The organism is Simkania negevensis Z, from assembly GCF_000237205.1.
In the GTDB taxonomy this organism is placed as follows: Bacteria; Chlamydiota; Chlamydiia; order Chlamydiales; family Simkaniaceae; genus Simkania; species Simkania negevensis.
Map to the genome: position 1 here is coordinate 1,606,923 of NC_015713.1, position 26,518 is coordinate 1,633,440.

A 26,518-nucleotide genomic window follows, 5' to 3' on the forward strand; every position below is an offset into this window, starting at 1 on the left:
TAAATGCCCCGAGAAGAGCCTATTCAACTCCACCCTCATCCACGGCCTTTCTTCCCTTGGGCAATCTGGTTTCTAAGCTCTCTTTTTCTCGTCTACCGTGAAATCTTAATCGTCAGCCCAAGTGTCATGATCCCTGAGCTAAAATCTTCACTGAGCATTTCATCTCAAGATATTAGCCTTATTGCCTCCATGGCAATCATTCCCTTTATCCTTTTCCAAATCCCCTTTGGGATTCTCATTGATCGTTTTGGTCCTAGGAGAATCACAAGTGCTGGAATCCTGACCGCTGCAGTAGGATGCTTAATCTTCGCAATGAGTTACAACACGTTTTCCGCCTGTTTCGGACGAGCTTTAATTGGAATTGGTGGTGCCGTAAGTTTCATCAACGTGATTAAAATCCTCTCGAATTGGTTTAAACCTCAGCTATTTGCCACAATCTTAGGAGTCACTATTTCCCTCACAGTTTTAGGGGTTCTTTTTGGAGATTTAATCCTCGTGAAGCACATCCGCACCTTCGGATGGCGAGGTGCAATGATCCACTACACCATTCTTGGGGTTGTTCTAGCCATTCTCCATTTTATTTTCGTGAGCGACAAAAATCCCGCACTTCGTTACGACATCAATCCTAAAGACCGCTCTTTCAACTTTAGCTTCTCATTTAAAAAGCTTCTCAAGCAAAAACAGACCTGGATTTTAACCGCTTATGCCACATTTTCAGAAGCACCGCTCTTCATTTTTATTGGAATTTGGGCTCTTCCCTTCTTAACGGCATACCATCATCTCAACTTGAGCGAAGCAACCTTCATCAATAATTTTTATCTGATTGCCAATGCCATTTTTGCTCCCCTATTTGGATACCTCTCCACCAAAATGAAAAATCGCAAGCTCTTTTTAATTTTGGGAACTCTTTTAGCAACTATTTCTATCCTCTCTATTCTTCACCCATTCACTGACGCTCGGTTCATGACCATTTTGAGTTTCATTTGTATGGGGATAGGAGTGGCAGTCATTCCCCTTTGCTACGCTGTCATGCATGAACGGACTGTTCCTCAACTCACAGCCACAAGTGCAGCAATTTTAACAACGTTCTTCGCCCTTCTTGGAGCTGCGGGAGATCAATTTGTTGGAATTTTCTTAGACAAGCGATGGGTTGAAAGTTATTCGAAAACCATGTACTATTATTCCGCTGAATCTCTTCAAGGAGCGCTTCTACGCATTCCCATTTGGTTTGGGATTGCCTTTCTAATTTCCTTGTTTATCAAGGATACGAAAGCCAAACAAAAGTATTTCGAGGACTAAATGAAACCACCTAAGATTCAAAAAGCCATAACACCTCATCCAAAGCCCGTTTATGGCTGGGTCATCTTTATCATCAGTGTCCTTTTCGTCTTCTACAAATACATTCTCGAAGTCTCCCCCAGCATTATGACTAAGCAACTCATGTCCGAGTTCAAACTCGACGCTGCAGTCGTAGGGCATGTGGCCGCATCTTACTACTACGCCTATACCATCATGCAAATTCCCGGCGGATTACTCATTGATACATTTGGTCCCAGGAAAACTACCACAGTTGGCCTCCTTTGTTGTGCCCTTGGGGCCTTACTTTTTGGGTATAGCCAAAACGTCTTTCTGATGGCTTCCTCCCGCTTTTTAATTGGTATCGGAGCTACATTTGCGATTTTGAATATTTTTAAAATCAACTCGAACTGGTTTCCAGCCCATAAGTTCGCCCTCCTAGCAGGTCTAACCCTCACTTTGGGAATACTTGGAGCAGTCTTTGGCCAAGCGCCTCTTTCTCATCTCATCAATTTCATCGGTTGGCGCCAATCTTTTATCGATCTTGCAATTTTTGGCTTTATCTTCTCCGCCATCTTCTTTCTTGTCGTACGTGACAAACCGCGCCATCCAGCTTATGATGTGACCCCGCCTACACAAGGAAAGGTGAAACTTTCGGTTGCCTTGCTCCATACGATTAAACGTGGCCAAACATGGGTTCTCTCTATTTACTCAGGTCTTTCCTTTGCCCCCGTGCTTTCTTTTGCGGGACTATGGGGTGTTGCCTTTATTGAAGCCAAGTATCATGTCGATCGGACAACAGCCTCCTTCCTTACCTCACTCGTCTTTATCGGATTTGCAGTAGGTGCCCCTCTTTTTGGTTGGTACTCTTCCTTTATTGGTAAACGAAAGCCGGTGATGTTTTGGGGAACTCTTATTGCCTTTATCCTTTTGACTCTAGCCATCTACCTGCCACCGATTCCCTTTTTTCTTTATGCAATATTGCAGTTCTTCATCGGGTTTAGTATTTCAGCCTTTCTCCTTTCTTTTTCCGTCATTCACGAAATCAACGTTCCTCTCATGACTGCTACAGCCATCGCCATCATGAACACTCTAAACGCCCTTTTTGGCGCGATTACCGACCCGCTTATTGGGTGGTTCCTCGACCTTACAAAACACACTCCCCTTCAGGATGGAACACCCACCTTTTCGCTCAATGATTACCACCTCTCTTTTGCCATCATGCCCCTCTATCTCCTCATCTGCGTCATCTTGCTCAAATTCATCAAAGAGACAAATTGCATCCAAACTGTCCAAGATAAACCCTAACTCCAGACAACAAAGTCCTTGTGCTCTCACACAAAAATCATTTATGATGCTTCTCTTACCCTTTTATGGGGCAGTAGCTCAGTGGTTAGAGCAGCGGACTCATAATCCGTTGGTCGTTGGTTCAAGCCCATCCTGCCCCATCATTATTTGATCTCATTCATCTAGAAGCTCTTGTATGTAAAACAAACAATAGAAGACATGATAAAAAATCATCTAGACAGCCCTCTATTTACGCATTTTTCACGCAACTGGTCTGAATCCTCTAGAATAACATACAATCAATAGACCTAATCCGAAAAAGCAAAGGTTTTCTAAAAAGAATTTGAATACTGAGAGGCAAACTTTACGCCTCTTGCACTTTTGAGGATCTGAATTCTTTTGCGAAACTAAATGGTGATCCGCACGTCATGGAATATTTTAAAGATGAAGATCTTAAACGCTCGATGAAGTATATTTTTCAGCCATTAGAAAAATGCAAAGCTTGCTTTGAAAAATTTTATAAACAATCTCCTTCAATATGGGAATGGTCATAAACCTATGACGGTTTTAAGTTCCACTCAGTGATTGTCCAACGATCGTGAAGATACTTAAAGATACAAAGTGCACCTGTACTCACTTTGATAGGATATTTTTGCGCAAAAGCAGCAAAAATTCCTGTTATGTGGGGAGAAAAGCGTAAGATCCCATTACTTGTTGTCACAAGGATTGTTCCTGTTGGGTACTTTTCGCGCATTTCTTTAGCAAAAACTTTCCAATTACTGATAATTGCATCTGGATGAGCATTCCACCCTTCAGGTACTTTGGCGTGCTGGTTCCATGCTTCTATAGCTCGAACACCAATCCGACTTATCACTTTTTCTTCGGTCTGGTTTTCGTCTGGACCATAATCAATTTCTTTAAAAATCTCTAAAGGAATAACGGAAGTGTTGGATCCAAGAACTTCTAGTATGATATCCGCACTTTTTCGGGTGCGCAAGAGAGGAGAAGAGTAAACAGCATCTAGGGAAATATTCATTTTTTGCAGATATCGACCAATACATTGAGCCTGATAGACACCTGAAGAAACAAGAGGAATGTCTGTTCTCCCTCCAACGCGGCGAGGAGTTTCGCCTTTTTCAAAGGTATTTCCATGGCGAACGATAATGAGTGTTGTCATACACTTACTTCTTTTAACAATTGCTCTACACGCTCCACATCTTTGGGGCTATCAACACCAATGATTGGAAGACTTGCATTGTCAAGTTTCACTGTACTGATAGGATACCCATTCTCTAGGAAACGGAGTTGTTCTAATCCTTCTAATATCTCATATTGAGACGATTCCCATGAGGTATAGGCTTTAAGTGCTGCTGGAGAATACCCATACATCCCTATATGTTTGAATACTGGGGATAGCTCATGGAATGCACGGTATTTATCTTCATTGCGGATAGAAGGAATGATGTGTTTTGAAAACCAAATAGCCTGCTGTTTGTCATCTACAATCACACATGTGCCACTAAAAGGTGTATGCTTTTTGCTCTCTCTAAGTTGATCAAGAGCCTCCCAACTCAATTGGGTAATAGGGGTAATGACTTGAACCTGGGGATTTTCAATAAAAGCATTGATCAGTGCGGTTAAATAATGCGGCGGAGTTAAAGGAGTATCTCCTTGGAGATTGATCACAAAATCCGGTTGTGGGTGACATCTTAAGACAACTTCATGTACCCGATCCGTTCCTGAAGGACACTCTGCTGGAGTCATTACCCATTCGACACCAAGCTCTTCGCAGTGATTGCTGATTCTTTCATCATCAGTAGCAACAAAGATAGAAACATCTTCATAGTCTTGAGCAGCAATCCTGGCGATTTCAACCACTCGACTAAGCATAGTTTGGCCTCCAATTTTTATAAGAGGCTTACCCGGTAACCGTTTGGAAGAATAACGTGCTGGAATAATGATATTAATTTTCATGAAGTTGTTTTTTGATAATCGCTTTTTCTTCAATACTGCTCGAATAAAGAGGGGGGAGCATGATTTCCTCACAAAACCCCTGGAGGTTCATAATCATTTTAAGTGCGGGAAGCGATTGGTCTAAGGTTCTGTTTTTGAGATAAATCTGACTCGTTTCTAAAGTTTTCTCCCATAGAGCTGTGGCGGTTTGTGCATCCCCAGAGCATGCGGCATCATATAAATCCCGATACGCTTTGGGAATAATGTTTCCAGTACTCGGCACAATTCCATCAGAACCAAGCAGTAACGCTTTAACAGCCAAAGTCTCTGTCCCTGCAAAATGCGAAAAATCATCGCGATCTTTCCACAAGGCAATCGATTCTTCAAAACGTTTTTCGTCCCCTTCAGAATCTTTAATCCCTACAATTTTAGGGTGGTGGCTAAGTTCATCTATGACCTTCAATGGGATGGACATATGCGTTGTTAAAGGGATATTATAAAGGATCAATGGTCCTGGAATACTTGTAGCAAGCATTTCATAATAGCGAAGCATTCCATCCGGAGACAGTGAGTAATAACTGGGCAATTGAGAGACAACCACGTCAATGCCAATATCAAAATATCTCTTTGCTAACTCAATGGAATCATTTAAGCAAAGATGACCGATGCCAGCATAAACAGTAACCCTTTTGTTCGTTTGACCAACAACGGCTTCGGCTAAGTGAATCCGCTGCACACTTGACATAGATGGTCCCTCGCCTGTAGTCCCCAGAATGAAAGGGAATGTCCCTGAGACAACCAAGTGTTCAGTAATTTTTTGTGCTGCTTTGAGATCAATGTCTCCTTTTTCTGTAAAAGGAGAGATCATCGGCACCACAACGCCATGATATTTTTTTGGACATTTCATATAGGAACAACAGTATTAAAAAATGATAATTCTTACAAGAATAATACCTAAGAGGCGTTCTCTGAATTTTTGGATTTCAAGGGCATTTGATTTTTTTTGGAAAAATTTTTTATTGAAAACGAGGGTCAACTTAGTAAAGTTGTTTGATCAGCATTTTATATTACGGCTCTATCAATAATACTTCATACCCTTTTTCTTGTGGTTCTAATTGGAGATCATTTTCCAACTTCTCTCTAACCGAAGGATCAAGGATATACAATTCTAGTCCTTCTAAGTTGGTATTCTTATAGCCATGGAGCTAAGATCACGTTTTGATCGAGTACAGATTTCTTTAAAGCCTTAAACCACTTTAACTTCTCAGAAAAGGTAGAACGATACGTTCTGATTTTGAATTTTTTCACGATGCTATATTGCTCTAACCAGCTTTCTAGAGGCTCTTTTGGTTTATAAAACAAAAACCTTTTTGCCGTTCTCATTCCATTTGCTTGTAGAAGTTCTTTCCGTACCAGAATATTAAAAAACACACTGGACTAGACCAAGGCTTACTTTCTTCTCTTTCGAAACTTCTTTTAATGAATTAATGAGATTTTGAACCATTCTGAAATTCCGAATACTTCAAAAGTCGTGGCAAAGTGAAATGTGATATTTTAGTTGATTTATTTGTAGCTTAAATACTACAATATGCTACACGAAAAATGAGGTCGATATACAGATCTATGAAACCAATGATGGAAAATGCTCCTGCCTGGAATGGGAGTCCAAATTAACAAGATCATTGAGGGCCACAATATCAGCACGTTTAGCAAGAATTAAACTGGGAAATTTTGGTGATTGTAAATCGATTCAAGGTATAAAAAAGGTCTTTATGAACTTAGAGTTCATGTAGGACCTGGATATAGAATATATTTTGGAAAACAAGAAAAGAAAATCATCTTACTTTTGCTAGGTGGAAATAAATCCAGCCAAAAATGAGATATCAAGAAATCTCACCAACTTTGGAAGGATTATCTTAAATAACCATGCGAGGAAATAATGGCTAGAACAAGAAGTTACCAAAGCGCTTTAATAGAAAGGCTCAAAAATCCAAAAGAAGCGGCTGCATACCTAAATGCTGCTTTAGAAGATGATGGTCTAAGAGTTTTTCTAGTCGCCCTAAGAGATGTTGCCGAAGCTCATGGAGGCATTGCCTATCTTGCTAAAGAAACACAATTGAACAGAGAAAGCTTATACAGAACGCTCTCTAAGCAAGGGAATCCAACAATTATCAATCTCTTTCATATGCTTGATGCTCTGAGGCTAAAGATTAGTTTAAAAGCAGCTGTCTAAATATCAAATTAAAAAAATCTCACATTTTGTTTTTATCCATTTTGTGAAATAATTCGTCAAAATTCATTTAAATTTCCTGTCTTAGAGGCCAAGTCAAAGAATGAAAAACAAAAAAAAATTTCTCGCCCTCAAACAACTCGATCTACCCGTAGACCAGTACGCAATCACTGCAAGCGGTCCTCTAGGAATCCGCAACTTAAGAGATATCAATGATATCGATATTATTGTAACCCAAGGCCTATGGGATACACTTGCTGCAAGATATGGCGTTACCGATACGGGAAGCATTAAAAAAATCACCCTTTTGGATGGGGTGATTGAAGCATTTCAAGAAGGTTCATTTTATACTGCCCCTATGGATGCCAATGCCCCAACTATAGACGAAAGAATTTCAAAAGCAGAAATCATTGACGGACTCCCTTTTGATTCGTTAGACCGTATTCTTTATTATAAGCGCAAACTTGGAAGGGAGAAAGATCTACGTGACATCTTCTTAATTGAGCACTTCCTAAACATGCGCTTCGTTCACTTAAGGAAAGAACAACAAGACCTCGTCAATAAATGGCTTAAGCAAGACTATGTAGCAAAATATTGGCACGGAAGCGGACTGCAAAACACCCTTAATACCATTGAGAGATTTGTAAACGGCCAAGAAAAATTGTTTACGCTTTGGATGGCTTACGATAAGGAGATCCCTTTTGGATACCTTATGACTTCAAATGTCGATCTTAAAACGGACCATTTTTTTGCAAAGTATTGTGAAAGGGATGCAAAGGCAATTACCCTCGATCTACTTATCGGCAATACCACCTACCTCGGCAAGGGATTAAGCCACATCATGATCAACAAATTTCTCCTTGAAAGCTTTTCTTCGATCACCGATGTCTTCATTGACCCTGGAATTGAGAATCATAAAGCCATCCACGTTTACGAAAAAGCCGGATTTGAAAAGCGAGAAGAGTTCGTGCCCGAATGGGATCCAACAGGCAAAAACCTATTGATGCAACTCAAGATGGACACAAGCCAAAGAGGAGGTACTTCATGATCTCCTATAAGGAACTCACCAGTTTTATATGGCAGTTTATGCGCCTTCAGAAGGGGCTTTTTCTATTTGTTTTTACCCTGGATCTTTTTGTATGGTCCTTAGACGCCCTTTTATGGCCTTATATCCTTAATCTCGTTGTGAGCATTTTTACCCGCTTTGATGGAGATCGTTTGGCAGCTTGGGACTCATTAAAATGGGTCATCTTAGGAGGGCTTGGTCTCACGATCTATGTAGAAACAGCTTCAAGAATCATGGGGTTTTTAATGGCAAAAGGGGTTCCCAAGCTATTAGCCAACATTCGAATGGCTCTTTTCGATCATATTCAGCACCACTCTCCCCATTATTTTAATAGACGTTTTGCCGGCTCCCTAGCAAACAAAATCACTGACATGACAACACAAGTAGAGCTCATCATTAACGAACTCTTTTGGCCAATTCTTCCCGCAATTTCAACCTGCATTTTAGGCGCAGGGTTTCTTTGGTTTGTCAACCCTTTATTCACCTGGCTTTTAATTGCCTGGATTGGGATTCATCTGACAATTTGCCTCCTTTTTGCTCGAAAAGCAGATCATCTTGAGCACCTCCATGGAGAAGCGAGAAGTACCCTTCTAGGAAAAATCGTTGATAGCTTAACAAATAATTTTGCCGTCAATCTCTTTTGTCGTTTCAAATACGAGAAAAGAATTCTTTCTCCTTTTCAACGTGATGAGAAAATGAAGAGCATGTCTGCTAAACGCTACGTCGAAAAGATGCGCATTTATTTGTCATTGTTTTACTTCATTGTTGTGATTGTAATCATGTTTGGCACCCTTACCTACTCTTGGCTGCATAGCTATATTACAACGGGTGAGGTCATTCAAGTCTTTACAACGATGTGGTGGATCGCCATGATTCTCTGGAATATTGGAGCGTCTTTACCGATTCTTTTCCAGTCTATCGGTGTTGCAAAGCAAGCCCTTTCAGTCATGAAAGATCCTCAAGACTTAGGAGATACGCCTCAAGCTCACCTATTAAAGGTTTCTAAGGGAGAGATTCGTTTCGAAAATGTTTCCTTTCATTATGGAGAAAATAAGCTCTTTAGTGACAAAAAGGTCCACATCCAAGGAGGAGAGCGGGTTGGTCTCGTAGGATTCACAGGCGCTGGAAAGTCTACCTTTATCAATCTTATCCTTCGCTTTTTCCCATTGCATAAGGGAAGAATTTTAATCGATGGGCAAGATATTGCCCATGTGACTTTGGAGTCATTAAGAGAGCAAATTGCCCTCATTCCTCAAGATCCTCTCCTCTTTCATCGGACCCTTAAAGAAAATATCAGCTATGGAAAGATCGAAGCTCCTGAGGAAGAAATTTTTCAAGCTGCTCGTCTTGCCCACGCAGATGAGTTCATTCGAAAACTTTCTGATGGATATGACGCTAGAGTAGGAGAAAGAGGAACAAAACTTTCCGGAGGAGAAAAACAACGCATCGCCATCGCAAGAGCTATTTTGGTGAATGCTCCTATTCTCATTTTAGATGAAGCAACATCTTCTCTCGATTCTGTCACGGAAAAGTATATTCAAGAGAGTTTGGAAACTCTTATGAAAGATCGAACAACGATCGTCATTGCTCACCGCCTTTCTACTCTTTCTCGTATGGATCGCATTCTTGTCTTTGATAGAGGCAAAATCGTAGAGGAAGGGTCTCACAGTTCTTTACTAGAAAAAGAGGGGCTCTACTCTAAAATGTGGAAGATGCAAGTTGGAGGTTTTCTTCCCGAATCCCCTTCAGAAACTCTTTGACTACGCCTCTCAAGTTTTGAAGTAGCTTGAGCACATCTTGTAAGGAAAATTTAGAAGGCTAATAGTCAGCCGGGAAAGAAAACAGTATTATTATAAGTTTTTTAAACATCTTTTTTTATTGCGTTAATATCATTATAAACCCATAATTTCTTTCAAAAAAATGGAGGAAATATGCACATTGTAAACACCCACTTTAAGTCTCTTAATCAATACTTTTTGGAACACCCTTTGGTTAATGCAAACCAAAGCGACGTTTTTAAAGATGCAAAACAACTCACTTTCAGACCCTCAGTCACCATGCCCAAATATGACTATCCGATTACATCAGGATGTATGGAAGGAAAAAACGCAGAGGAAACATTGCAGTTTTTAATTTCCAGAATCGATGAGATTTCCAAAGAAATCCAAATGGAAGCTTGGATTAGTCCAGATGATGATGCAGCGCTATCACGTCGCAGTGCTTTTCATTATGCAGCTGCTTATTATCCAGAACCAGCTTTCTCCTACCTTTGTGAACTTCTCAATAAAAATAATCTCCTACTAGAAGCTCTTAAAATAAAGGATGTATTCAATCATACACCTCTAGATTTCGCTAATAAAGAAGATAACAAAGAAAATGCCGCTTACTTGGAAGACATAGAGTGGATTTTAACAGGATCAATGAAAGGTGAAAATGCAGACTCCAAAATAATCACTCAAGCAAAAACAATACTTTTTCCAGTTGAAGATGAACAGATATATAACTGCACTCGCTTACATTATATTGCTGCTCATTATCCAAAACCATCTTTAGTCTACTTTTGTCAATTTCTCAAAAAACATAACATCCTACTAGTAGCTCTTAATATAAGGGATTTATTTTCATTGAAGCCTCTGGATTACGCTAAGATGACACATAACACAGAAAATGCCACATATTTGAAAGACATAGAAGAGATGTTAATGGCATAGGTTGAGCCATTCTATTGCGCTTTTTATACAAGACAAAACAAGGGAAGGACCAAACGGTCCTTCTCGAGACAAAAGGCTGGGAAGAAAGAGAAAAATCCCTGAGAATAAGTGAAATCAACCCAAAACTTAGGTCAATATGAATGCTAAGAAAACGTCTATGCTACAAGAAGGTTTTTTGATGCGCCCAATGCAAAGTGGAAAAGACCTTCTAAAAATTACCCATCGATTTTTGTTTCCTTGGTCTACCCCAGAAAAAACTCAAACTATTTGGGAAACTTATGCTCTAGAGCAAGAAGAGGGCATTCGAACCGTTTTCGTCATAGAAAATCAAAATGAGATCTTAGGCTATGGCAGTCTCCTTCGAAAATCGGAAAACCCAACATTTCAAGGCTCTAATATCCCAGAAGTGAATGCCATTTGGATCGATGAGTCATGCCGCAGACAAGGGCTTGGCAAAGCCCTCATTCAAGTAATCGAATGTCTTGCAATCGAGGAGGGATATCACCAAATTGGAATTGGAGTGGGCCTTTACCAAGACTATGGCCCTGCTCAGAGGCTGTATTTTCAGTTAGGTTATATTCCTGATGGAAATGGAATCACCTACAAGGGGGCAATCACAAAGCCTGGAGAGTCCTATCCCCTCGATGACGATCTTTTACTATGGCTCGTCAAGCCTTTAGCCAAAACTTAAGGTTTAAAGCAATGACTTGCCCATTGGGATATCATCAACACCCCCTTCATGCCCATCTGGGTCGTTAAATGGCATATCGATATATCCTAAACACTGATAAAATCCTACCGCATCAGGAGATGATTCTGTATGAATACTCTTATAGTTTTTGGCTTTCAGATAGGTCTCTATCCATTCGAGGAATTGCTTAGCAAATCCTTGATTTCGATAAGCTTCTTCCATAACTATGATGCGTATGGCAGCTCTAGACTGTGGCCATAGCTGAATATGACAATATCCGATAATTTCCACTCCTTTGTATAAGATAAAATGGAGATGGTCTGGATGATTAAAGGTCCATTCATACGGATCAGCAATTGAGATTTTGTCGAAAAAATAACGTTTTCTTAGAGATTTCGCTGCCTTCCATTCATTATGATGAGTGCAAATAACAAATCGTAAAGAGTCAAATCCAGCGCGCTTTAGGATGCTACTAATAAAGGCATCTTTTCCAAGATTATAGCCAGTAAACATCGAGCCTTCACTCTTTTCAAAAGAAGACTTTTGTTTAAGTAACTCAAGCTTAAGAGCTCCATATTCATCCCGCACTTCGGGATGGCTTCTAAGATAATCACGAAAAGTTAGATTGAGGGTGATTTCAGGATGTCTTTCCTGATAAACATGAAGATTGACATCTCGCTCACCCCGCTTACTAAAACCATAATGCATCGGAATGTTATACTCCCCCCGATATTTAAAACCGATTTTCTCTAACTTTTGAATGGTCGCTTCCGGACTTTTGGAGACTAGAATGATATCAATTTTGGGCTTAGCGCAAAGACCCGGTACAGCTGTCGAACCTACATGATGCACAGCAATGCAATGATCCCCTAACGCATCCCTGATAAGTCCCGCTTCGACCTCAAACTGCTCAGGCCAGGAGGGATCATAAGGAACAACTTCAATTTTTCTCACTTCTTTCATTTATACTCAAACTACTCTAATTGGAGATCTATCTACTCAAACAATTTCAAATTTTGCTGAGTATAGAAGAATAGGAGAAAAGTATAGTTCTCCTGGGATTTTGGGTTCAATATCTAAAGAAAAGTCCCAGCTTCTCTATTGAGAAATTTGCAAAAATCGCCTACACTACTTATCTTTTTGAACAACATTGATTCAATGCCATGCGAAAGAAAAAATTTTTTCTTACCCTCGGAGCAGCGCTTGTTTTCATCTTCCTAGTCAGTGGGGTGGAAACGATTCGAGAGGAACTAGGAGATCAAAAGCTTGAGAAGAAACTCTCGCTGGATAAACCTCGCTTGGAAAAGTCATTTGAGCCCTTTTTGAAGGAAGAAAATGAGAGAGATGACATTTGCAGCTGCACTGAAAAAGTTGCAACACTTATTGATCATATCTTATATCGAGGAAGTAAAAATTTTATCAGACGTCCCGTAAGCAAAACTATCGCAAAGACGATGAGTCTCACTGCCCTTCCAATTTGCTTACTATGCGATACAGCGCAGTATACGGCAAAAGGGAGCTTTGAAGGAGCTTTAATCCTTTTCACTGAGGAGAAGGGCGATAAGAACCGTTTTGAAAAGCACTTTTCAAAGGTCAAACGTTGTCTTCTTGGCTTTGCGGCTTTTCCGGCAGGGATCATCTCAGCCGATATGGTGAGTCAACACTTTGTGGTCAATCACTCAGGTAAAAAACTCGTTGAACCCTATGGTAAACTCTACTCTACGAAATGTCTCGAGCTCTATCCAAGGACTCATAAAGATGTTGCGATGATCTTGAATGAGGCTAAGCAATCTGGCAAAAAAGCAACGTTTGCTGGGGCTTTGATGAGCCAAGGGAAACAAGCTCTTCCAATGGATGAAGAGGATCTTCTTATCCATTTCGATGCGTTAAATCAAGTCACGATAGACCCAGCTAGTAGAATCGCACGAGTTGGAGCAGGAGCTCTTTGGAGCGATGTTCAAGCAGCTGCAAATGAGCATGGACTCGCCGTCAAGGTCATGCAAGCCTCAAACGTCTTTTCCATCGGAGGTTCTCTCTCGATTAATTGCCATGGCTGGGATCACAAGGCTGGCACATTGAAAGAAACGGTCCATTCCCTACTGATTGTAAATGGTGAGGGAGAAATACAACGCCTTTTTCCAGAAGATGAGCTTTTTGATTTAGTCATCGGTGGATTAGGAGGCTTTGGGGCAATATTAGAAGCAGAGCTTGCGTTAACACCGAACACCAAGATGTCCTATGAGTCGGTCGAAATGCCTGCTCAAGAGTATCTTTCCTACTTTCAAAATCAGGTCATGAATAATGAGAAGCTTGGGATGCACTATTTCCGCCTCTGTTTTGATCCTAAACAAATGTTTGAAACTGGGATTGCTCTTAACTATTTCGAAGAAAGCTCCGAAGGTGTCATTTCAGCAATTCCATTTGAGCCTGCAAGAGGCAACACAACTGAAAGGGTCGAATTAGGAATTATCCGTCGCCTTCCAAAAGCTCTTCCCATTGCATGGCAAATGGAGCGATCTGGATCTTTGAGCACAAAAAAAACTGATCGGAATGAGGCAATGACATTCCATCTCAGATGCATTTTTAATGAGTCAACAATCGATGCAGAATGGCTTCAAGAGTATTTCGTCCCTGCCCACCAATTGAATGACTTCATTTCATTTTTAGGTGATGTGCTCAAGAAAAACGACGTTCCCGTTTATAATGCCTCTATCCGTTATGTGAAGCAAAATGAAAGTCTTGGTTTTTCTTATGCTCCTCATGAAGATATGTTTGCGATTGTCCTTTTCTTCAATCAATCACTCCTTCCAGAAGAGATACAAAAATCGCGCCTATGGATTCAATCTGTCATCGACTATTTAATCGTGCATGAAGGAACCTACTACCTTCCTTATCAAAATTTTGCAACACTCGAGCAATTCCACTCCTGTTACCCTGAATGGGAAAAAATTGCGGAGAAAAAAAGGCAATATGATCCACATCATCTCTTCACGAATGGCTTTTATGAAGAATATGTTCTTGGAAAAAATACTCTAATCGCTGATTCCAATCGCTCGAATTTTCGCTCGACTTTTGCCGATCCCCTTCAAAGAAAATGGGTTGAAGAATTTTTAAATCATGTCTTTATGCAATTTGATCAAAAAAAATTCATGGCTCTTGTCGACGATATCTTAACCGACTCAAGTGTGAATGATGAGGATGTTTATCGCATCTTGCAGCAACGCCTAAGTGAAGGATCATTCTCCTTTCTGAAAAAAAACAAACAAGCTTTGAAATCTCTGAGTACTCTGAAAGAAGATCTATCAGATCAAATGCTAAAGCTCATGGGTAAAAAGACTCTCAGGGGTTATGTCGAGATTGGTTATCCTGGAAGGCTCTGTCGACCACTCAAAAAAAAGCTTGATTTGAAAGGCCCTATCTATGTGATCAATGAAGGTGAGCAGCTTGCTGATTATGTAGAATCTGGCTTTCCAAGACCTTACAATCGCTTTGTCTATTTGAATGAGTATGAGCCCATTCTTCACCAAGACATTCCGACAGAAAGTGTCGATCTCGTTGCGATGTACATTGGTCTTCACCATATCCCAGAAAACAAGCTGGAATCTTTTGTTAGATCCATCCACCGCATTTTGAGACCAGGAGGGTCCTTTGTCTTGATGGATCATGACGCTCTTTCTTCAAAGCACAAAGAGATGCTCTTTGTGATTCACAGTATCTTTAATGTAGGAACAAACGTCCCTCTCGATGAAGAACTCCGCGAATTTCGCAATTTCCAAAGCCTTGCTAATTGGGAATCACTTCTCGAAAAATGTGGCTTTGTTCGGGACTCTCACCCTCCTCTCATTCGCCAAGGTGATGCAACACTGAATTCTCTTATTCGTTTCACAAAAAAAGCCACAACAGAAGAAGAGTTCTGCGCTCAAATCCATGCTGACCCTGAGTATGTTCGTGATCCCATCCGCACCTACCTTACAGCCCCTGAATGGCATAATGTGAGACTCACTCAAGGATATTGCAAATTCATTGAAGACATCCCCTTCTATCAGTTTCCTTGGTTTACTGAAATCAAGAACATGTGGTCTGTTTTTGGAAAGTCTTGGAAAGTCGCCAGACGTCACGCATCATTTTCAGAGGTCTTATTTTCTGATTGTACTCTCATGAACCTCTTCATTACGATCTTCAACACAGTAGAGTATGCGATCAAAGGAGCCATCTCCTACCCCCTATCTCTGATTTACACGAATGAATCGATCGAAGATGCTCGGAATATTCATCTTCTTGTTCGAACAAATACTAACCTCACAGAGATCGACCCTCGTATCCGTATTGAAAAAGAGTGTCCTGAAAGCCATCTCAAACACATCATTCTCCCTCGCTACATGGAGATGTTCCATATCCTTCTTAAGCTTTCAAATGAAGATCTCACGTATGTCGATATTGCAGGACAAAAGAAAATACAAGTCGACCTCAATGTAGAAAAAAATCAAGAGCTCATCCTTCCCCTAGGTTGTGAAAAACTTTATGAAATTCCAGTCACTGCAGACCCCTCACGAGTCTACTTAGCGCTTGATGTGGATGTAGAGCATCTGAATACGGCGCTCAAATGGTTTCAGGACCATAAGATTCCTATTGTCTATATCCATGACTTTTAGCCTGCACTAAAACCACTATGAACATGGATCTGATCCTTTTCAACGATGAGTAGTGGTTTCCAAAATCCAGTCAGATAGGGTATCTAAGACTATAGGTGCAATAGTTTCTTCAATTTTGCCATACTCTAAAATAGATCCAGATTCACATGTTTGAAAAAAATGGTTCAGTTTGGGAAATTCAGTAATCTTATAATTTTGGTTCCCAGCTTCTTTAAGAATTTTACCAATGAGATAAAGATTTTGTTTTGGAGGAACTTGGAAATCGAGCTCACCATTGATTGCTAAAACAGGTATCTTAAGATGCTCTAATGAAGTTCTTGGATCATAAGTCAAAAAATACCGGAACCACTTTGAGTTACAACGCTTAATTTGGGCTTCCATGGCGTTAGCATTTGCTTGTTGTTCTTCCTGGGGTAGTTTGACTAGCTGTTTTGTAACAATTTCTCGTATGAGTTTTTCCGCTTTTTCAATATCAGGTTCATTTATAATGATAGACAATACTTGCTTTTGAAAATCAAGTTGATGACTTATCTGCTCTTCACTCACTCCCATACTACGAGAAATCAGGGTTTCTTGCGTATAAACAAGTGTTTCGCCTGTTACGCCTTGTGCAGCCATTAACACAATAAAAGCTACATCCTTCGACTTAACTGCTACTAGTGGAGCAATCAGTCCCCCTTCACTATGACCAATCAAACCTATTTTTTCTGCATCAACTTCCGTTCGAGTTTTTAAGTACTCGACCCCAGCCAATATATCAGCAGCAAAATCTTCACTAGTTGAAACCTCGTAATTTCCTGTGGATTGCCCAATTCCACGCTTATCTATGCGTAGCACTACAATACCTTGTTTTGTGAGATGGTCAGCTAGAACCAAAAACGGCTTATGCCCAAATACGGTTTCATCACGGTCAACTGGGCCAGAGCCAGCAATAAGTAAAACTGCTGGGGATGGCTTTCTTGACCTGGGAAGAGTTAAAGTACCAGCTAAGGTTATGTCTGCAGTTATGTTAGAGTATTTAACTTCTTCTTCTTCGTAAGGAATGGCACCTTGTGGCTCTTGAGGACGCCAAGGCATAGAAATCGCTTCAGATGATTCATTTGCAGCAGCTATTAAACTGAATGCAGTGAACAATTCTTTAATCATGCTAACCGTTGTTTTGCTTTCGAGCATCTCTAGAAATCTAGAAGATAAGATGCCAAAATATTGCAGATAAAACATAATTTTTCAACTTGTAAGAACCTATGCTCTCAATTTAAAAACTGTAGTTGAAAAAGCGGTTGTATCTCTCTTCTTCTTCTCCAAAATACTCGAGAAACTTCGTAAGAAGTTCATCATCGAATTCATCTTTGAAGCGATAGAGTTTTTTCTTATTTGTGAAAGTGCGGCTTTGAATACTTCCAAAAGATCTCCATAAAATCCTTTCCAATTGCTTTTGAGAACACTCCTTCCCAAGAAAGCGCGCAATCCTCCGAACTTGGCCAAGCATCCCGCTTTCATCGGAAAAAAAATCTTCAAACCGCACCACTAACGCGTCGGGATGTAGCTTTGCAAAACGCAAGGCATCTTCAACAAAATAGCGCAATCCAAATCTCCGATAATCCTTTTCTTGAAAGTGAAAAAAGTACTCCATTGTCTTGAGGAGTTTTTCTTTTTCGCTTAGCAAAATCCAATCGCTATGCGTCATTTGGAGGTCGCTTAAGTCATCTTTAAAGAAGGGTAAGACATCAAAGCCGTAGCGTGAAATGTAATCTTTAGCTGAAACCAACACATCTCTTAAATTCCTCACCATGAGAATCTTCTTTGAAGTAGGATATCTCTCTAAATAGGCATCGATATCCAAAACAGATTCAACATGCAAAATTAAAAAGCTCTTCGATGGCGAAAACTGCGTATCCAAATAAGGAACAAAAGTAGGCCCTGTTTCGGGCAGGTTTGGCACGATAGGAGTTTTATTAATTAGGTTTTGTACAATAAGCTTGATAAAATGGGTCCCCGACTTTGGCACCGTCACAATGAGTGGTGGCTTTTCAATATCTTTCCCCCACAAACTAGCTCCCAAACAACAAAATAAAAAAACAGCTCTTATTAGATTCAATTTCTTCAACATAAGCTTGCCTTTTTAACTCATTTTTCGCTTTTAAGCAATCTCCTTTACGCTTATTCTTCGGTTATGGATCTTACAACTCTTCGAAAGCAGTTTCCCGTCTTGAAACAGGGCATCTATCTCAATCATGCCGCCACTTGCCCCATCTCATACGCCACCATTGAGCAAATGAAATTATACTGCCAAGAGATGGAAGAGCCTTTTGCCAAGCATGCTATGCGTTGGGCTAAGCTCACTGAAGAAACGCGACAACTCCTCGCAGAGCTCTTAGGGTGTCAGACCGATGAGCTCGCATTCACCCCGAACACTTCAACAGCTTTAAGCCTCGTTGCAAATAGTCTCAATTTCAAACCAGGTGAGCGGGTATTAATCCCACGTAATGAGTTTCCGTCCAATCGATACATTTGGGAAAACCTTCAAAGCAAAGGTGTCGACTGCACATTCTTTGATCTTCCATCTGACCGTTCCCTCATTGAGTTCTTGTCAGAGCAAGATCTCTCGAAGGTCCGCTTGATTTCCGTGAGTCTTGTCAGCTACCTCACAGGAAAAAAAATTGATCTCAAAGCATTTGGAGAGTTTTGTAAAAAAAGGGAAATCATCAGCTGCGTTGATGGAATTCAAGGTGTTGGCACATTTCCTCTCAACCTTAAGTCACAACCTATCGACTTCTTCGCGGGAGGGGGGCAAAAGTGGTTACTCGGTCCCCTTGGCTGCGCCTATCTCTACATCCGGAAAGAACTCATTGAAAAACTCCACGTTCCTCTTGTTGGCTGGACAAGTGTGAAAGACCCTAGGAATTTTGAAGCGAGAAAGCTCGACTTTGCCGACGGAGCAGCCCGTTTTGAACCAGGCCTTCCCAACATTGTCTCCATTGCAGGGCTCAATGCTTCCCTAAACGAGCTCAAACAGATCGGCTGGGACTTTATCTTCAAACGTATTCAATCGCATACCTCCTACCTCCTCGAACATCTTCCCTCTCTCATTTCAAATCAAACAGAACTAGGGGCGATTGTCACAGTCAAAGTTCCAGAGCACTTAAACTTACAAAGCTCATTAGATAAAAACCAAATCACCGTCACTTTGAGAGGAGGATTGATTCGAATTGCGCCTCACTTCTATAATTACCAGGAAGAACTCGATCAACTTCTAAAACTGCTGAGGAGGTAATTCATGCGTTATTGGCTTGGGGTCGTCTCAAAAGAACATGTCCAAAAAGGAATGGAAGGTGGTTTTGCACAAGTTTGCCATGGGAAAAAGGGGCCTTTGATGAAAATGGTCACTGGAGATGGGTTTGTCTATTACTCTCCCCGTGTTTCTCTCTTTGGGAAAGATCTCTGCAAATGCTTTACAGCAATTGGAACAATCAAAACGGGAAAAGTCTATCAAGTCGAAATGACTCCAGATTTTCACCCCTATCGTATCGATATCGACTACTTTCCCTCTCAGGACGTGCCCATAGCTGATTTAATGGATCAATTGGAGTTAACGCAGCATAAAAGCTGGGGAATGCAACTCCGCCGAGGCCTTATTGAAATCTGCCCTGAAGATTTTTCCACGATTTCAAAAGCCATGCAACTCTAATTTGCAAGCTTAAGTTTGACTTCTTTTTGATATTCTACCTCTTCAACCGGCCCTGTAACAACATAAGGCTTATTCTCCCAAAAACTATCTGTATAGAAAATGGTGTCATCACTGATCTTGAAGTATTTTAAATAGTAGAGGTCAAGCTCACCCATTTTCTTGATTAGAATTCGCTTTTTGTTCCGTTTAAACGTCTTATTCTTCCAGTCAGCTACAACTTCATAATCTCTTTCAAAAACAAACATAAAGTGGTAGCCTCTTATGGGACGACAGTCATAGTAATAAGACGGAACAATGTGCACCCCATTTTTGGTTCTCCCCTCATAGCTATACTCGCAAAGCTGCCCATATTTAGCTGTCAACCCATTCCCTAAAAAATCGTAGATAGGAGCTTGTTGAGCCTTCTCCAGATCACAAGCAATGAGAACCGATCCTCCGGTACGCATGCTCGAAGAAAAATCGTCGATTAATCGAGGACTAATATAGGGTGCGCAATCAAAGTGAAAGGGTAACTTTCCCTTGATCAGACTGGGCCTTGAGGGGGGAGTTAAATCAAGATCGTATGTTTCCTGGAGAATCCTGAGCGTTTTTCCCTCAATTGCAACGTCGTTTTCATGCATATACCCTGGAAGAGGAATACACCCCACCTTTTTAAGAAGGACTTGATCTTGGTAAAATGTAAATTTCTCTTCCGCAGTGCCATCTAACGTAACCCCTTCCCCTTTCAATATCTCAAAAAAAAGAAGCACATGTTTCCAGTTGTCCCGATCTAATGCTAATAAGAGGTGGACTCCTTCTTTCGACTGGCCTAGATAGACCGAGCTCATCACATACCCTTCAGTGCACTGATCATCGCAATCGGTTAAATTAAACGAGACGTTTTCAGGCTGAGTAAGTGCCTTGATGATCCACTGATAGACATAGAAGCGCCTTTCTTTCCCATCAACGATAGTTTCAAAGACCCAATCTGCATCTTCACGATCAGAGGTGTCGAGATGGGTGATTGGCAACTCAGTCTCCTCTAAAGAAGCTTGGTTCTTAAAGGCAAAAACTCCCAGGGAAGCGAAGCAAATCAAAGATAGGAGAAGAACTATTTTTTTCATGCAAACCATGGTAAAATTTCGCTATTTTAAAATCTCGTTCTTTTCTAAAATTTCATAGCAAAAATATAGAGTAGATCATGAAAACTCAGGGGCGTTTTTGGAAGCTCGATCAAAATGGCTATCTTCAAAATGATGCCGGCGTAGAATGTATTTCTCCCGAATTTAACCCTTTGATCGAAGCTGTTAAGAACACCTGTATCGACCATTTAGGTTCCTCTCTTCATAGTTTCTATCTAACTGGCTCTATTTCAAGAGGTACTGCCATCTCAAAAGTTTCTGATTTGGATACATTTGCTGTTCTAAAAAAAGATCATGACTTAGACACTTCGTGGTTAAGCCATACAGGAAAAACTCTGCAAAGTCAGTATCCAGTTGTCTCAGATATTCAACTAGAAATCTGGAAATGGAATGATTTAATGCAAACTGACAGTCTTTCCGAATACCAAGTTATCTTGAAGTTAAATAGCGTTTGTTTATGGGGCGATAACTTGGCCAGATCGATCCCACCGATTCGTCCTGATTACGCTCTAGCTCTAACAGAGCTTCAGCATTTGCAGTCGGATATCGATGAAGTTTTAAGCAAAATTGAAAAAGAGCCCAATCAGGTTGCATTTTGGTGCAAAAAAATCATGAAAAACCTCATTCGCGCTGGATTTTATCTCTTGATTCCAAGAGAAAAAAAATTCACAAGAGATTTAGAATTGTCCGTTGCAACCTTCCTCAAGTACTACCCTGAGAGGATAGAAATCAACAAATGCTTAAAACAGGTAACATTTCCGCTAACACACAAAAAGGATTTAAAAAAATTTCTAAAAAGTCAATTTGTGAAGCAATTACTCGATGAAACCAAGCAACTTATCCATGCAAATGTACCAACTGTCTGAAGAGATCGAATCAGCATATCGGAAATTAGACGAGCTTCTTACTCAAATTCCACCAAGCCAGATACATGATAAGAGAATTATGTTTGGGAATTTGAAGATTAGCGTTGTCGATCTCATTGCCTATCAAATTGGTTGGAGTAAGCTTCTTCTTGAGTGGTATCAATCTGGCATTGAAAAGAAGAGTATCCAAATGCCAGGAGAAGGCTTCACTAAGTGGGATTATCAAGGGCTTGCAAAACATTTTTTTAAGGCCTACTGCTTCGAAAACCTTTCTGCTCAACGGAAGTTTCTAAATGAACTCGTACAAAAGATTATCGTATTCGTTGAGTATGAGTCTCAAACAGAAAACATAGAAAAAGTGGGCATCTGGGACTGGTGCACCCTTCCCTCTGGGAAAAAATGGCCTCTTTCAAAATGGGTCTCGGTCAATACGAAATCCCCCTATCATAGAGCCTATCTACTCATCAAAAGCCTCCCCTCTCTCAAGAAGCAATAAGAAAATTTCAATAAATTTAGCCTTTTTAATGACTAAATTTCATAAAATTTGGTCATTAATCATTCTGATGAAGGTTAAATCATGTTTCAGCGCGATTATGTCATGCGTATCATTCAGCAATTTGTTCAAGCATTACTTGCTGTTGCCAATTTAAGACGGGAAAAAAAATACGAAGAAGCCGAGGTTAAACTCGCAGCTGCCAGTCGCTTCTATCTCAAGCTTGAACCGGAACTTTTGCTCATGGGAGATGCGGAGTGGCTGCTCGATCATTTCACCGGTGCTGATGGCTTTCTTGAGGCCGAGCGGTGCCTCATCGCTGCAGATCTTCTTTATGAACAAAGCTGCATTCTCCGAGACAAGGGGGTTCCCGATTCTCAAATGGAAGAACGATGTCTCACCCTTTATGAAGCAGCATTGCCATATAGCGAAGCATTTCAAACAGAAGAAAGGCTCAAAAAAATAGGTGCTTTAAAGCAAATTTTATGACAATCGTTCCTTAAATTTTATGTTCTTTCATAATATGATCTTTCCAAAAAATGGAGAAATCTATGACTACACCCATAGGTCAAACAGCTATTTCAGGAATTTATATTGGAGGACTGGTCGCGGTTTCTCCACCAACTATAGTGCTCTTAACCGCCGGTAGTAATGTTTTCAAAGCTATCATTGCTGGAATATTGGTCAATACAGTCACCGATGGACGTATGGATTCTGCCTTCAATATTCTTATCACCTCCCCTCGCCTTTCACCTCATGCTCTATACAGTTCCACTTGGATGCGCTATCAGTGTGATTTCAGCATTTGGATTCTATTTTTCAGAAGGAAGATGCCCGAATTATCAAGATCTTTTTGGTCGCACCACCACAGAAACTTCTGAAGTCTAAATTTGATTGAAGAAAAACGGGGCTTTCGTGCTTTAATTGTCTAAGTATGACAAATGAAATAGAAACAATTGAAATTTCCCCCAAAAAAGTTTGGACAGTGGGGCAAATAGGTGCTATGGCTTTTTGGGGAGGTCCTTTTGCTGGTGCCTTTTTGATGAGCAAAAACTACAAGGTTTTTGAAAATCAGTCTGCTGCAAAAAAAACTCTCCTTTGGGGCGCTCTTTTCACCACACTTCTCTTTCTCGTGATTGGCTTCATTCCGGAAACTGCCCTCGAAAAAATTCCAAGAGTGGTGATCCCCGTCTCGTATATGCTTGTAATGATGGAAATTGCCAGAAAATCCCAAAAGTCCTTAATTGAAAAGCACTGCAAAATTGGGAAAAGACAATCTCACTGGAAAGTTTTTGGACTCATCTTTCCATTCATGGCTTTGGCACTTGCATGGGGATACGCAACCCTCTTTCTTCTTCGATTCATAACTGGAGGCTAAACTTGAGTCAAAAAGTTACCATTATTACTGTTGGCACCCGAAGAATTGGCCTTGGAATCGTGCAGGTTTTCTTAGATATTCCAATTAACGGAGGTTATTTAACTAGATGACAACACGTACAACTGCCGCAGTCAGCGTTTATTTGGTCTTAAGAAGGGGCGAGGAAGTCCTTTTGCTTCTCCGTCAAAATACCGGCTTCATGGACAATCAATATGGACTTGTGTCGGGACATGTGGAAGCAGATGAGCCCGCAACTGAAGGAATGATAAGAGAAGCTTATGAAGAAGCGGGAATACGCCTCAAGCCTGAAAATTTGCGGGTAGCTCATATCATGCACCGTCAATCTGGTCGGCTGAATGTAGACATCTTCTTCGAATGCACGAATTGGGACGGAGAGATTCAAAACCGAGAGCCTCACAAATGCGCGGAGCTCAAGTTTTTCTCACTTCGCTCCCCTCCTAAAAACCTCATCGGCTATGTCCATGATGCACTGAGGGCCATCGAAAAAAAATCCTTTTATTCTGAATCTGGGTGGAACCTATGAAAAAGCTTCTTTCAATTTTTCTATCTTTACTGATGCTTCCTCTTTTTGCAGGAGGCCAAATTGCAAAAACATCAGGAATCGACATTTGGTACGAGACTTTTGGCAAGCCTACAGACCCTGCCATGCTACTAATTATGGGCGGATGTTGTCAGGGAATCTTATGGCCAGAAGAATTTTGTGAGCAACTTGCAGCTGAAGGATTCTATGTCATTCGCTACGACCACCGAGATACAGGAGCTTCGACTTGTTTTGATTTTGAGAAAAACCCATACGACTTAGGGAATATCGCGATTGATGCCCTCCATCTCCTCGATTACCTGAAGATTGAAAAAGCGCACCTCTTTGGGCTTTCTATGGGAGGGCCGGTTGCAGGTTTAATGGCGCAGAAACAGCCTGAAAGAATCTTAAGCATTGCCCTCATTTCCACCTCTCCAGACTTTCGCCCTCTCAACTTAGCATTGGAAAAAAAGCCTACTGAAGAAGGACTTCTTTCAACGCCCACTCAAGAATATTTGGACATCATGGCTCTCTTTTTAGAAAACCCACCTGAAACACAAGAAGAGATGTTAGAAGCTCGCGTTAAAACGTGGCAGTATTTACTTAGCTCGCACCTCCCGTTTAATGAAAAGCGGGAAAGAGAGCTCCAAGCAGAATTTTTAAAGCGGATGCGCCACCCTGAAGTATTGGCAAATCACATCAAAGCCAATATGCTCTCTGAAAATCTTGTACGCGAAGCTTTTTGCGATCTTGAAATTCCGGTGGTTATCTTTCATGGAACAGTTGACCCTATATTTCCTGCAGATCATGGGCAGGCTCTTGCTGATGAGATTAAAGGTTCAAAATTGCTACTCATTCCCAACATGGGACATGGGATTCATGAAACCCTCTATCCTCTCTACATTCAGGAAATCAAGTCTTCTTCCTTAAGAGACAGATAATAGAGATCAAACAAACAAGAGAAACAAACGTTGCAATCATCATTCCTGAGTGAAACCCATGCAGAAATGATGTTTTAAACGCTGTGATGACTTTGTCTTGCAAGAGCGGAGCTTGATGGCTTAAATAAGCATGAAGTTTCTCTGGAGCAGAGAGAAGCGCCTTCACTTTTTCTGCCATGACTGGAGGAATATTGAGCTGATGCTTCGTCGAAAGTTCCTGAAAGCGGCCCATTTCTGCCATAGTAAAAATTGTTCCAGCAATAGCGATCCCGATTGACCCTCCTGTTTCTTGGATAGTCGTAATAGCTCCTGAAGCTACGCCAGTTTGACTGCGCGGCAAAGCCGAAATCCCAAGTGATGTTCCAGGGGACCAAAGAATTCCCTGACCCATTCCAAAAATTGCCAACAAAAGACAGATCCAAAAAAGAGAGATGGAAGGTCCAATCCATGCAAAGAAAAAGACTGCGATGACAACGAGCAGCATTCCACTTGGAATCAGCCACCTTTTATCAATCCGGTCTCCTGCAGATCCTGCAAACCGAGAGACCACCGTGAAGGGAATCCCTGCAGCAAGGAGTGCAAGGCCGGAAACCCACGGTGTTTCATTCCGAAAATTCTGAAGATAGAGGGGCATGAGGAAAAACGTTGTCCAAAACATGAAGCAACCACAGAAAATGGTTAAAGCCCCTGCGGTAAACTGCCGATTTTTAAAAAAAGAAAATTGGATGAGAGGTAAATCGGTTTTCTTTTCGACAAAATAGTAGATAACAAACAAGACAACAGCAGCCCCAAAACAGCTAAGAATCGTTGGACTACTCCAACCCCATAACGGAGCTTCGATGATCGCGAAAATGAGCGATCCTAAAGCTAAAATGAAAATAGCAATTCCCTTAATATCGAGATGAGGAGGATGCTCTTCGTTACGCGATTCTTCAACAACAGCTCTAACAATGACAAAGCTTGCTAAAGCAATGGGAATGTTGATGTAAAAAATCCAATTCCAAGAAAGAAGCGAAACAATGATCCCTCCCAAAACAGGACCAAATACAAGCCCGACACCTGCGAGAGTCGCCCAAATCCCCATTGCCTTTCCATGTTCATTTTCTGGATAAGCATGGGTGAGCAGCGCTTGCGACGTGGGCATTAACATGGCAAACCCTATTCCTTGAAAAGCCCGCGCAACAATGAGCGCAAAAGGAGTCGTTGATAAAGCTGCACCTAAGCAAGATAGAGCAAAAATCAAAAGCCCAATGTTAAAAATCCTGCGCCGCCCAAATACATCACCGAGTCGTCCCATAGTCACAAGAAGAGAGGTCATGAAAAGGCCAAAAGAATTCATGATCCATTGAAGACTGCTAATCGAAGCTCCTATATCTCGTTGAATCGCTGGCAGGGCATTTTGGACAATGGCCCAATCCATAGCACCCGCCAAAACCCCTAAACCGATACCTAAACTCGACCAAAATCGATATGCCGATTCTTTCATCTCTCACCTACAGCGCATTTCCTCCACCATAGTGAAAAAAGAAATTTTGTAAAGACTACTTGTCATCAAGTAAAATAAGTTGAAGAAGATCTTTCAATGAGAAAAGTTCAAGATATCC

Annotated in this window: 25 protein-coding genes and 1 tRNA gene; 18 read left to right on the forward strand and 8 right to left on the reverse strand. The window is 40.9% G+C overall.

Annotation, left to right across the window (positions count from 1 at the left end):
• The first annotated feature begins 3 nt into the window (after nucleotides 1-3).
• From SNE_RS07955 to SNE_RS07965, 3 genes are all read left to right on the forward strand, one after another.
• On the forward strand, nucleotides 4-1,299 hold the full coding sequence (locus tag SNE_RS07955) for an MFS transporter (RefSeq protein WP_013943883.1): 1,296 nt from the start codon (nucleotides 4-6) through the stop codon (nucleotides 1,297-1,299).
• Nucleotides 1,300-2,604, forward strand: a complete 1,305-nt coding sequence (locus SNE_RS07960) for an MFS transporter (protein ID WP_013943884.1) — start codon at nucleotides 1,300-1,302, stop codon at nucleotides 2,602-2,604.
• 67 nt (nucleotides 2,605-2,671) lie between these two features.
• Nucleotides 2,672-2,744 (forward strand) — tRNA-Ile (locus SNE_RS07965).
• A 395-nt stretch (nucleotides 2,745-3,139) separates the two neighbouring features.
• Here the strand turns inward: SNE_RS07965 and SNE_RS07970 are convergent.
• The 3 genes from SNE_RS07970 to SNE_RS07980 are packed head-to-tail and all read right to left on the reverse strand — an operon-like array spanning nucleotide 3,140 to nucleotide 5,443.
• A complete protein-coding gene (locus SNE_RS07970) occupies nucleotides 3,140-3,760 on the reverse strand; it encodes a histidine phosphatase family protein (RefSeq protein ID WP_013943886.1) in 621 nt (206 codons plus the stop codon).
• On the reverse strand, nucleotides 3,757-4,557 hold the full coding sequence (locus SNE_RS07975; RefSeq protein ID WP_013943887.1) for a 3-deoxy-manno-octulosonate cytidylyltransferase: 801 nt from the start codon (nucleotides 4,555-4,557) through the stop codon (nucleotides 3,757-3,759). The genes SNE_RS07970 and SNE_RS07975 overlap by 4 nt, the downstream gene beginning before the upstream one ends.
• On the reverse strand, nucleotides 4,547-5,443 hold the full coding sequence (locus SNE_RS07980) for a dihydrodipicolinate synthase family protein (protein WP_013943888.1): 897 nt from the start codon (nucleotides 5,441-5,443) through the stop codon (nucleotides 4,547-4,549). Before SNE_RS07980 ends, SNE_RS07975 begins: the two co-directional genes overlap by 11 nt.
• A gap of 1,032 nt (nucleotides 5,444-6,475) precedes the next feature.
• Between SNE_RS07980 and SNE_RS07990 the strand changes: the two genes are divergently transcribed.
• The 5 genes from SNE_RS07990 (at nucleotide 6,476) to SNE_RS08010 (ending at nucleotide 11,234) form a co-directional block, all read left to right on the forward strand.
• On the forward strand, nucleotides 6,476-6,769 hold the full coding sequence (locus tag SNE_RS07990; RefSeq protein ID WP_013943891.1) for an addiction module antidote protein: 294 nt from the start codon (nucleotides 6,476-6,478) through the stop codon (nucleotides 6,767-6,769).
• A gap of 100 nt (nucleotides 6,770-6,869) precedes the next feature.
• Nucleotides 6,870-7,814 (forward strand): GNAT family N-acetyltransferase, encoded by a 945-nt coding sequence (locus tag SNE_RS12885; RefSeq protein WP_013943892.1) that lies wholly within the window; start codon nucleotides 6,870-6,872, stop codon nucleotides 7,812-7,814.
• Nucleotides 7,811-9,592 (forward strand): ABC transporter ATP-binding protein, encoded by a 1,782-nt coding sequence (locus tag SNE_RS08000; protein ID WP_013943893.1) that lies wholly within the window; start codon nucleotides 7,811-7,813, stop codon nucleotides 9,590-9,592. Before SNE_RS12885 ends, SNE_RS08000 begins: the two co-directional genes overlap by 4 nt.
• A 171-nt stretch (nucleotides 9,593-9,763) precedes the next feature.
• The gene (locus SNE_RS08005; protein ID WP_013943894.1) at nucleotides 9,764-10,543 is read left to right on the forward strand and encodes a hypothetical protein; all 780 of its coding nucleotides are present in this window, start codon (nucleotides 9,764-9,766) and stop codon (nucleotides 10,541-10,543) included.
• Between the two features lie 178 nt (nucleotides 10,544-10,721).
• Complete coding sequence (locus SNE_RS08010; RefSeq protein WP_158307226.1) at nucleotides 10,722-11,234, forward strand: GNAT family N-acetyltransferase; 513 nt, start codon at nucleotides 10,722-10,724, stop codon at nucleotides 11,232-11,234.
• A gap of 3 nt (nucleotides 11,235-11,237) precedes the next feature.
• Here the strand turns inward: SNE_RS08010 and SNE_RS08015 are convergent, their stop codons facing one another.
• Nucleotides 11,238-12,197 carry a GNAT family N-acetyltransferase gene (locus SNE_RS08015; RefSeq protein ID WP_013943896.1) on the reverse strand — a complete coding sequence of 320 codons (960 nt, stop codon included), beginning with the start codon at nucleotides 12,195-12,197 and terminating at the stop codon, nucleotides 11,238-11,240.
• Nucleotides 12,198-12,397: 200 nt separating this feature from the next.
• Here SNE_RS08015 and SNE_RS08020 point away from each other — a divergent pair, with 200 nt between their 5' ends.
• Nucleotides 12,398-15,886 carry an FAD-binding protein gene (locus SNE_RS08020; RefSeq protein ID WP_013943897.1) on the forward strand — a complete coding sequence of 1,163 codons (3,489 nt, stop codon included), beginning with the start codon at nucleotides 12,398-12,400 and terminating at the stop codon, nucleotides 15,884-15,886.
• A 39-nt stretch (nucleotides 15,887-15,925) separates the two neighbouring features.
• Here SNE_RS08020 and SNE_RS08025 read toward each other — a convergent pair whose 3' ends face one another.
• Nucleotides 15,926-17,032: an alpha/beta hydrolase family protein gene (locus tag SNE_RS08025; protein WP_065757312.1), complete on the reverse strand. Its 1,107-nt coding sequence runs from the start codon at nucleotides 17,030-17,032 to the stop codon at nucleotides 15,926-15,928.
• Between the two features lie 109 nt (nucleotides 17,033-17,141).
• Nucleotides 17,142-17,996, reverse strand: coding sequence for a sulfotransferase domain-containing protein (locus SNE_RS08030; RefSeq protein ID WP_013943899.1), 855 nt, complete (start codon nucleotides 17,994-17,996; stop codon nucleotides 17,142-17,144).
• A 63-nt stretch (nucleotides 17,997-18,059) separates the two neighbouring features.
• Here SNE_RS08030 and SNE_RS08035 point away from each other — a divergent pair, with 63 nt between their 5' ends.
• Complete coding sequence (locus tag SNE_RS08035; protein ID WP_013943900.1) at nucleotides 18,060-19,160, forward strand: aminotransferase class V-fold PLP-dependent enzyme; 1,101 nt, start codon at nucleotides 18,060-18,062, stop codon at nucleotides 19,158-19,160.
• 3 nt (nucleotides 19,161-19,163) lie between these two features.
• Entirely contained in the window at nucleotides 19,164-19,574 is a 411-nt protein-coding gene (locus tag SNE_RS08040; RefSeq protein ID WP_013943901.1) for an EVE domain-containing protein, read from the forward strand.
• Here SNE_RS08040 and SNE_RS08045 read toward each other — a convergent pair.
• The gene (locus tag SNE_RS08045; RefSeq protein ID WP_148258990.1) at nucleotides 19,571-20,677 is read right to left on the reverse strand and encodes a hypothetical protein; all 1,107 of its coding nucleotides are present in this window, start codon (nucleotides 20,675-20,677) and stop codon (nucleotides 19,571-19,573) included. The genes SNE_RS08040 and SNE_RS08045 overlap by 4 nt on opposite strands.
• A gap of 77 nt (nucleotides 20,678-20,754) precedes the next feature.
• Here SNE_RS08045 and SNE_RS08050 point away from each other — a divergent pair, with 77 nt between their 5' ends.
• The 7 genes from SNE_RS08050 to SNE_RS08080 all read left to right on the forward strand — a co-directional run bounded on the left by SNE_RS08050 (nucleotide 20,755) and on the right by SNE_RS08080 (nucleotide 24,914).
• Entirely contained in the window at nucleotides 20,755-21,561 is an 807-nt protein-coding gene (locus tag SNE_RS08050) for a nucleotidyltransferase family protein (RefSeq protein WP_013943903.1), read from the forward strand.
• On the forward strand, nucleotides 21,539-22,057 hold the full coding sequence (locus SNE_RS08055; RefSeq protein WP_158307227.1) for a ClbS/DfsB family four-helix bundle protein: 519 nt from the start codon (nucleotides 21,539-21,541) through the stop codon (nucleotides 22,055-22,057). The genes SNE_RS08050 and SNE_RS08055 overlap by 23 nt, the downstream gene beginning before the upstream one ends.
• An 81-nt stretch (nucleotides 22,058-22,138) precedes the next feature.
• A complete protein-coding gene (locus SNE_RS08060) occupies nucleotides 22,139-22,543 on the forward strand; it encodes a hypothetical protein (protein WP_013943905.1) in 405 nt (134 codons plus the stop codon).
• A gap of 62 nt (nucleotides 22,544-22,605) precedes the next feature.
• Entirely contained in the window at nucleotides 22,606-22,935 is a 330-nt protein-coding gene (locus SNE_RS13080; protein WP_148258991.1) for a hypothetical protein, read from the forward strand.
• A gap of 53 nt (nucleotides 22,936-22,988) precedes the next feature.
• Nucleotides 22,989-23,432, forward strand: a complete 444-nt coding sequence (locus SNE_RS08070; RefSeq protein WP_013943907.1) for a hypothetical protein — start codon at nucleotides 22,989-22,991, stop codon at nucleotides 23,430-23,432.
• A gap of 106 nt (nucleotides 23,433-23,538) precedes the next feature.
• Nucleotides 23,539-23,976, forward strand: coding sequence for an NUDIX hydrolase (locus tag SNE_RS08075; protein ID WP_013943908.1), 438 nt, complete (start codon nucleotides 23,539-23,541; stop codon nucleotides 23,974-23,976).
• Nucleotides 23,973-24,914 carry an alpha/beta fold hydrolase gene (locus tag SNE_RS08080; protein WP_013943909.1) on the forward strand — a complete coding sequence of 314 codons (942 nt, stop codon included), beginning with the start codon at nucleotides 23,973-23,975 and terminating at the stop codon, nucleotides 24,912-24,914. The genes SNE_RS08075 and SNE_RS08080 overlap by 4 nt, the downstream gene beginning before the upstream one ends.
• On the opposite strand, the gene SNE_RS08085 is transcribed toward SNE_RS08080, so the two are convergent.
• Nucleotides 24,886-26,400 (reverse strand): MFS transporter, encoded by a 1,515-nt coding sequence (locus SNE_RS08085; protein ID WP_013943910.1) that lies wholly within the window; start codon nucleotides 26,398-26,400, stop codon nucleotides 24,886-24,888. The two genes, SNE_RS08080 and SNE_RS08085, sit on opposite strands and share 29 nt — an antisense overlap.
• Nucleotides 26,401-26,518: the final 118 nt, after the last annotated feature.

Coding starts and splice junctions, on each gene's coding strand:
- SNE_RS07955 (WP_013943883.1), top strand. CDS start 4: ATGCCCCGAGAAGAGCCTATTCAACTCCACCCTCATCCACGGCCTTTC.
- SNE_RS07960 (WP_013943884.1), top strand. CDS start 1,300: ATGAAACCACCTAAGATTCAAAAAGCCATAACACCTCATCCAAAGCCC.
- SNE_RS07970 (WP_013943886.1), bottom strand. CDS start 3,760: ATGACAACACTCATTATCGTTCGCCATGGAAATACCTTTGAAAAAGGC.
- SNE_RS07975 (WP_013943887.1), bottom strand. CDS start 4,557: ATGAAAATTAATATCATTATTCCAGCACGTTATTCTTCCAAACGGTTA.
- SNE_RS07980 (WP_013943888.1), bottom strand. CDS start 5,443: ATGAAATGTCCAAAAAAATATCATGGCGTTGTGGTGCCGATGATCTCT.
- SNE_RS07990 (WP_013943891.1), top strand. CDS start 6,476: ATGGCTAGAACAAGAAGTTACCAAAGCGCTTTAATAGAAAGGCTCAAA.
- SNE_RS12885 (WP_013943892.1), top strand. CDS start 6,870: ATGAAAAACAAAAAAAAATTTCTCGCCCTCAAACAACTCGATCTACCC.
- SNE_RS08000 (WP_013943893.1), top strand. CDS start 7,811: ATGATCTCCTATAAGGAACTCACCAGTTTTATATGGCAGTTTATGCGC.
- SNE_RS08005 (WP_013943894.1), top strand. CDS start 9,764: ATGCACATTGTAAACACCCACTTTAAGTCTCTTAATCAATACTTTTTG.
- SNE_RS08010 (WP_158307226.1), top strand. CDS start 10,722: ATGCGCCCAATGCAAAGTGGAAAAGACCTTCTAAAAATTACCCATCGA.
- SNE_RS08015 (WP_013943896.1), bottom strand. CDS start 12,197: ATGAAAGAAGTGAGAAAAATTGAAGTTGTTCCTTATGATCCCTCCTGG.
- SNE_RS08020 (WP_013943897.1), top strand. CDS start 12,398: ATGCGAAAGAAAAAATTTTTTCTTACCCTCGGAGCAGCGCTTGTTTTC.
- SNE_RS08025 (WP_065757312.1), bottom strand. CDS start 17,032: ATGATTAAAGAATTGTTCACTGCATTCAGTTTAATAGCTGCTGCAAAT.
- SNE_RS08030 (WP_013943899.1), bottom strand. CDS start 17,996: ATGTTGAAGAAATTGAATCTAATAAGAGCTGTTTTTTTATTTTGTTGT.
- SNE_RS08035 (WP_013943900.1), top strand. CDS start 18,060: ATGGATCTTACAACTCTTCGAAAGCAGTTTCCCGTCTTGAAACAGGGC.
- SNE_RS08040 (WP_013943901.1), top strand. CDS start 19,164: ATGCGTTATTGGCTTGGGGTCGTCTCAAAAGAACATGTCCAAAAAGGA.
- SNE_RS08045 (WP_148258990.1), bottom strand. CDS start 20,677: ATGAAAAAAATAGTTCTTCTCCTATCTTTGATTTGCTTCGCTTCCCTG.
- SNE_RS08050 (WP_013943903.1), top strand. CDS start 20,755: ATGAAAACTCAGGGGCGTTTTTGGAAGCTCGATCAAAATGGCTATCTT.
- SNE_RS08055 (WP_158307227.1), top strand. CDS start 21,539: ATGCAAATGTACCAACTGTCTGAAGAGATCGAATCAGCATATCGGAAA.
- SNE_RS08060 (WP_013943905.1), top strand. CDS start 22,139: ATGTTTCAGCGCGATTATGTCATGCGTATCATTCAGCAATTTGTTCAA.
- SNE_RS13080 (WP_148258991.1), top strand. CDS start 22,606: ATGACTACACCCATAGGTCAAACAGCTATTTCAGGAATTTATATTGGA.
- SNE_RS08070 (WP_013943907.1), top strand. CDS start 22,989: ATGACAAATGAAATAGAAACAATTGAAATTTCCCCCAAAAAAGTTTGG.
- SNE_RS08075 (WP_013943908.1), top strand. CDS start 23,539: ATGACAACACGTACAACTGCCGCAGTCAGCGTTTATTTGGTCTTAAGA.
- SNE_RS08080 (WP_013943909.1), top strand. CDS start 23,973: ATGAAAAAGCTTCTTTCAATTTTTCTATCTTTACTGATGCTTCCTCTT.
- SNE_RS08085 (WP_013943910.1), bottom strand. CDS start 26,400: ATGAAAGAATCGGCATATCGATTTTGGTCGAGTTTAGGTATCGGTTTA.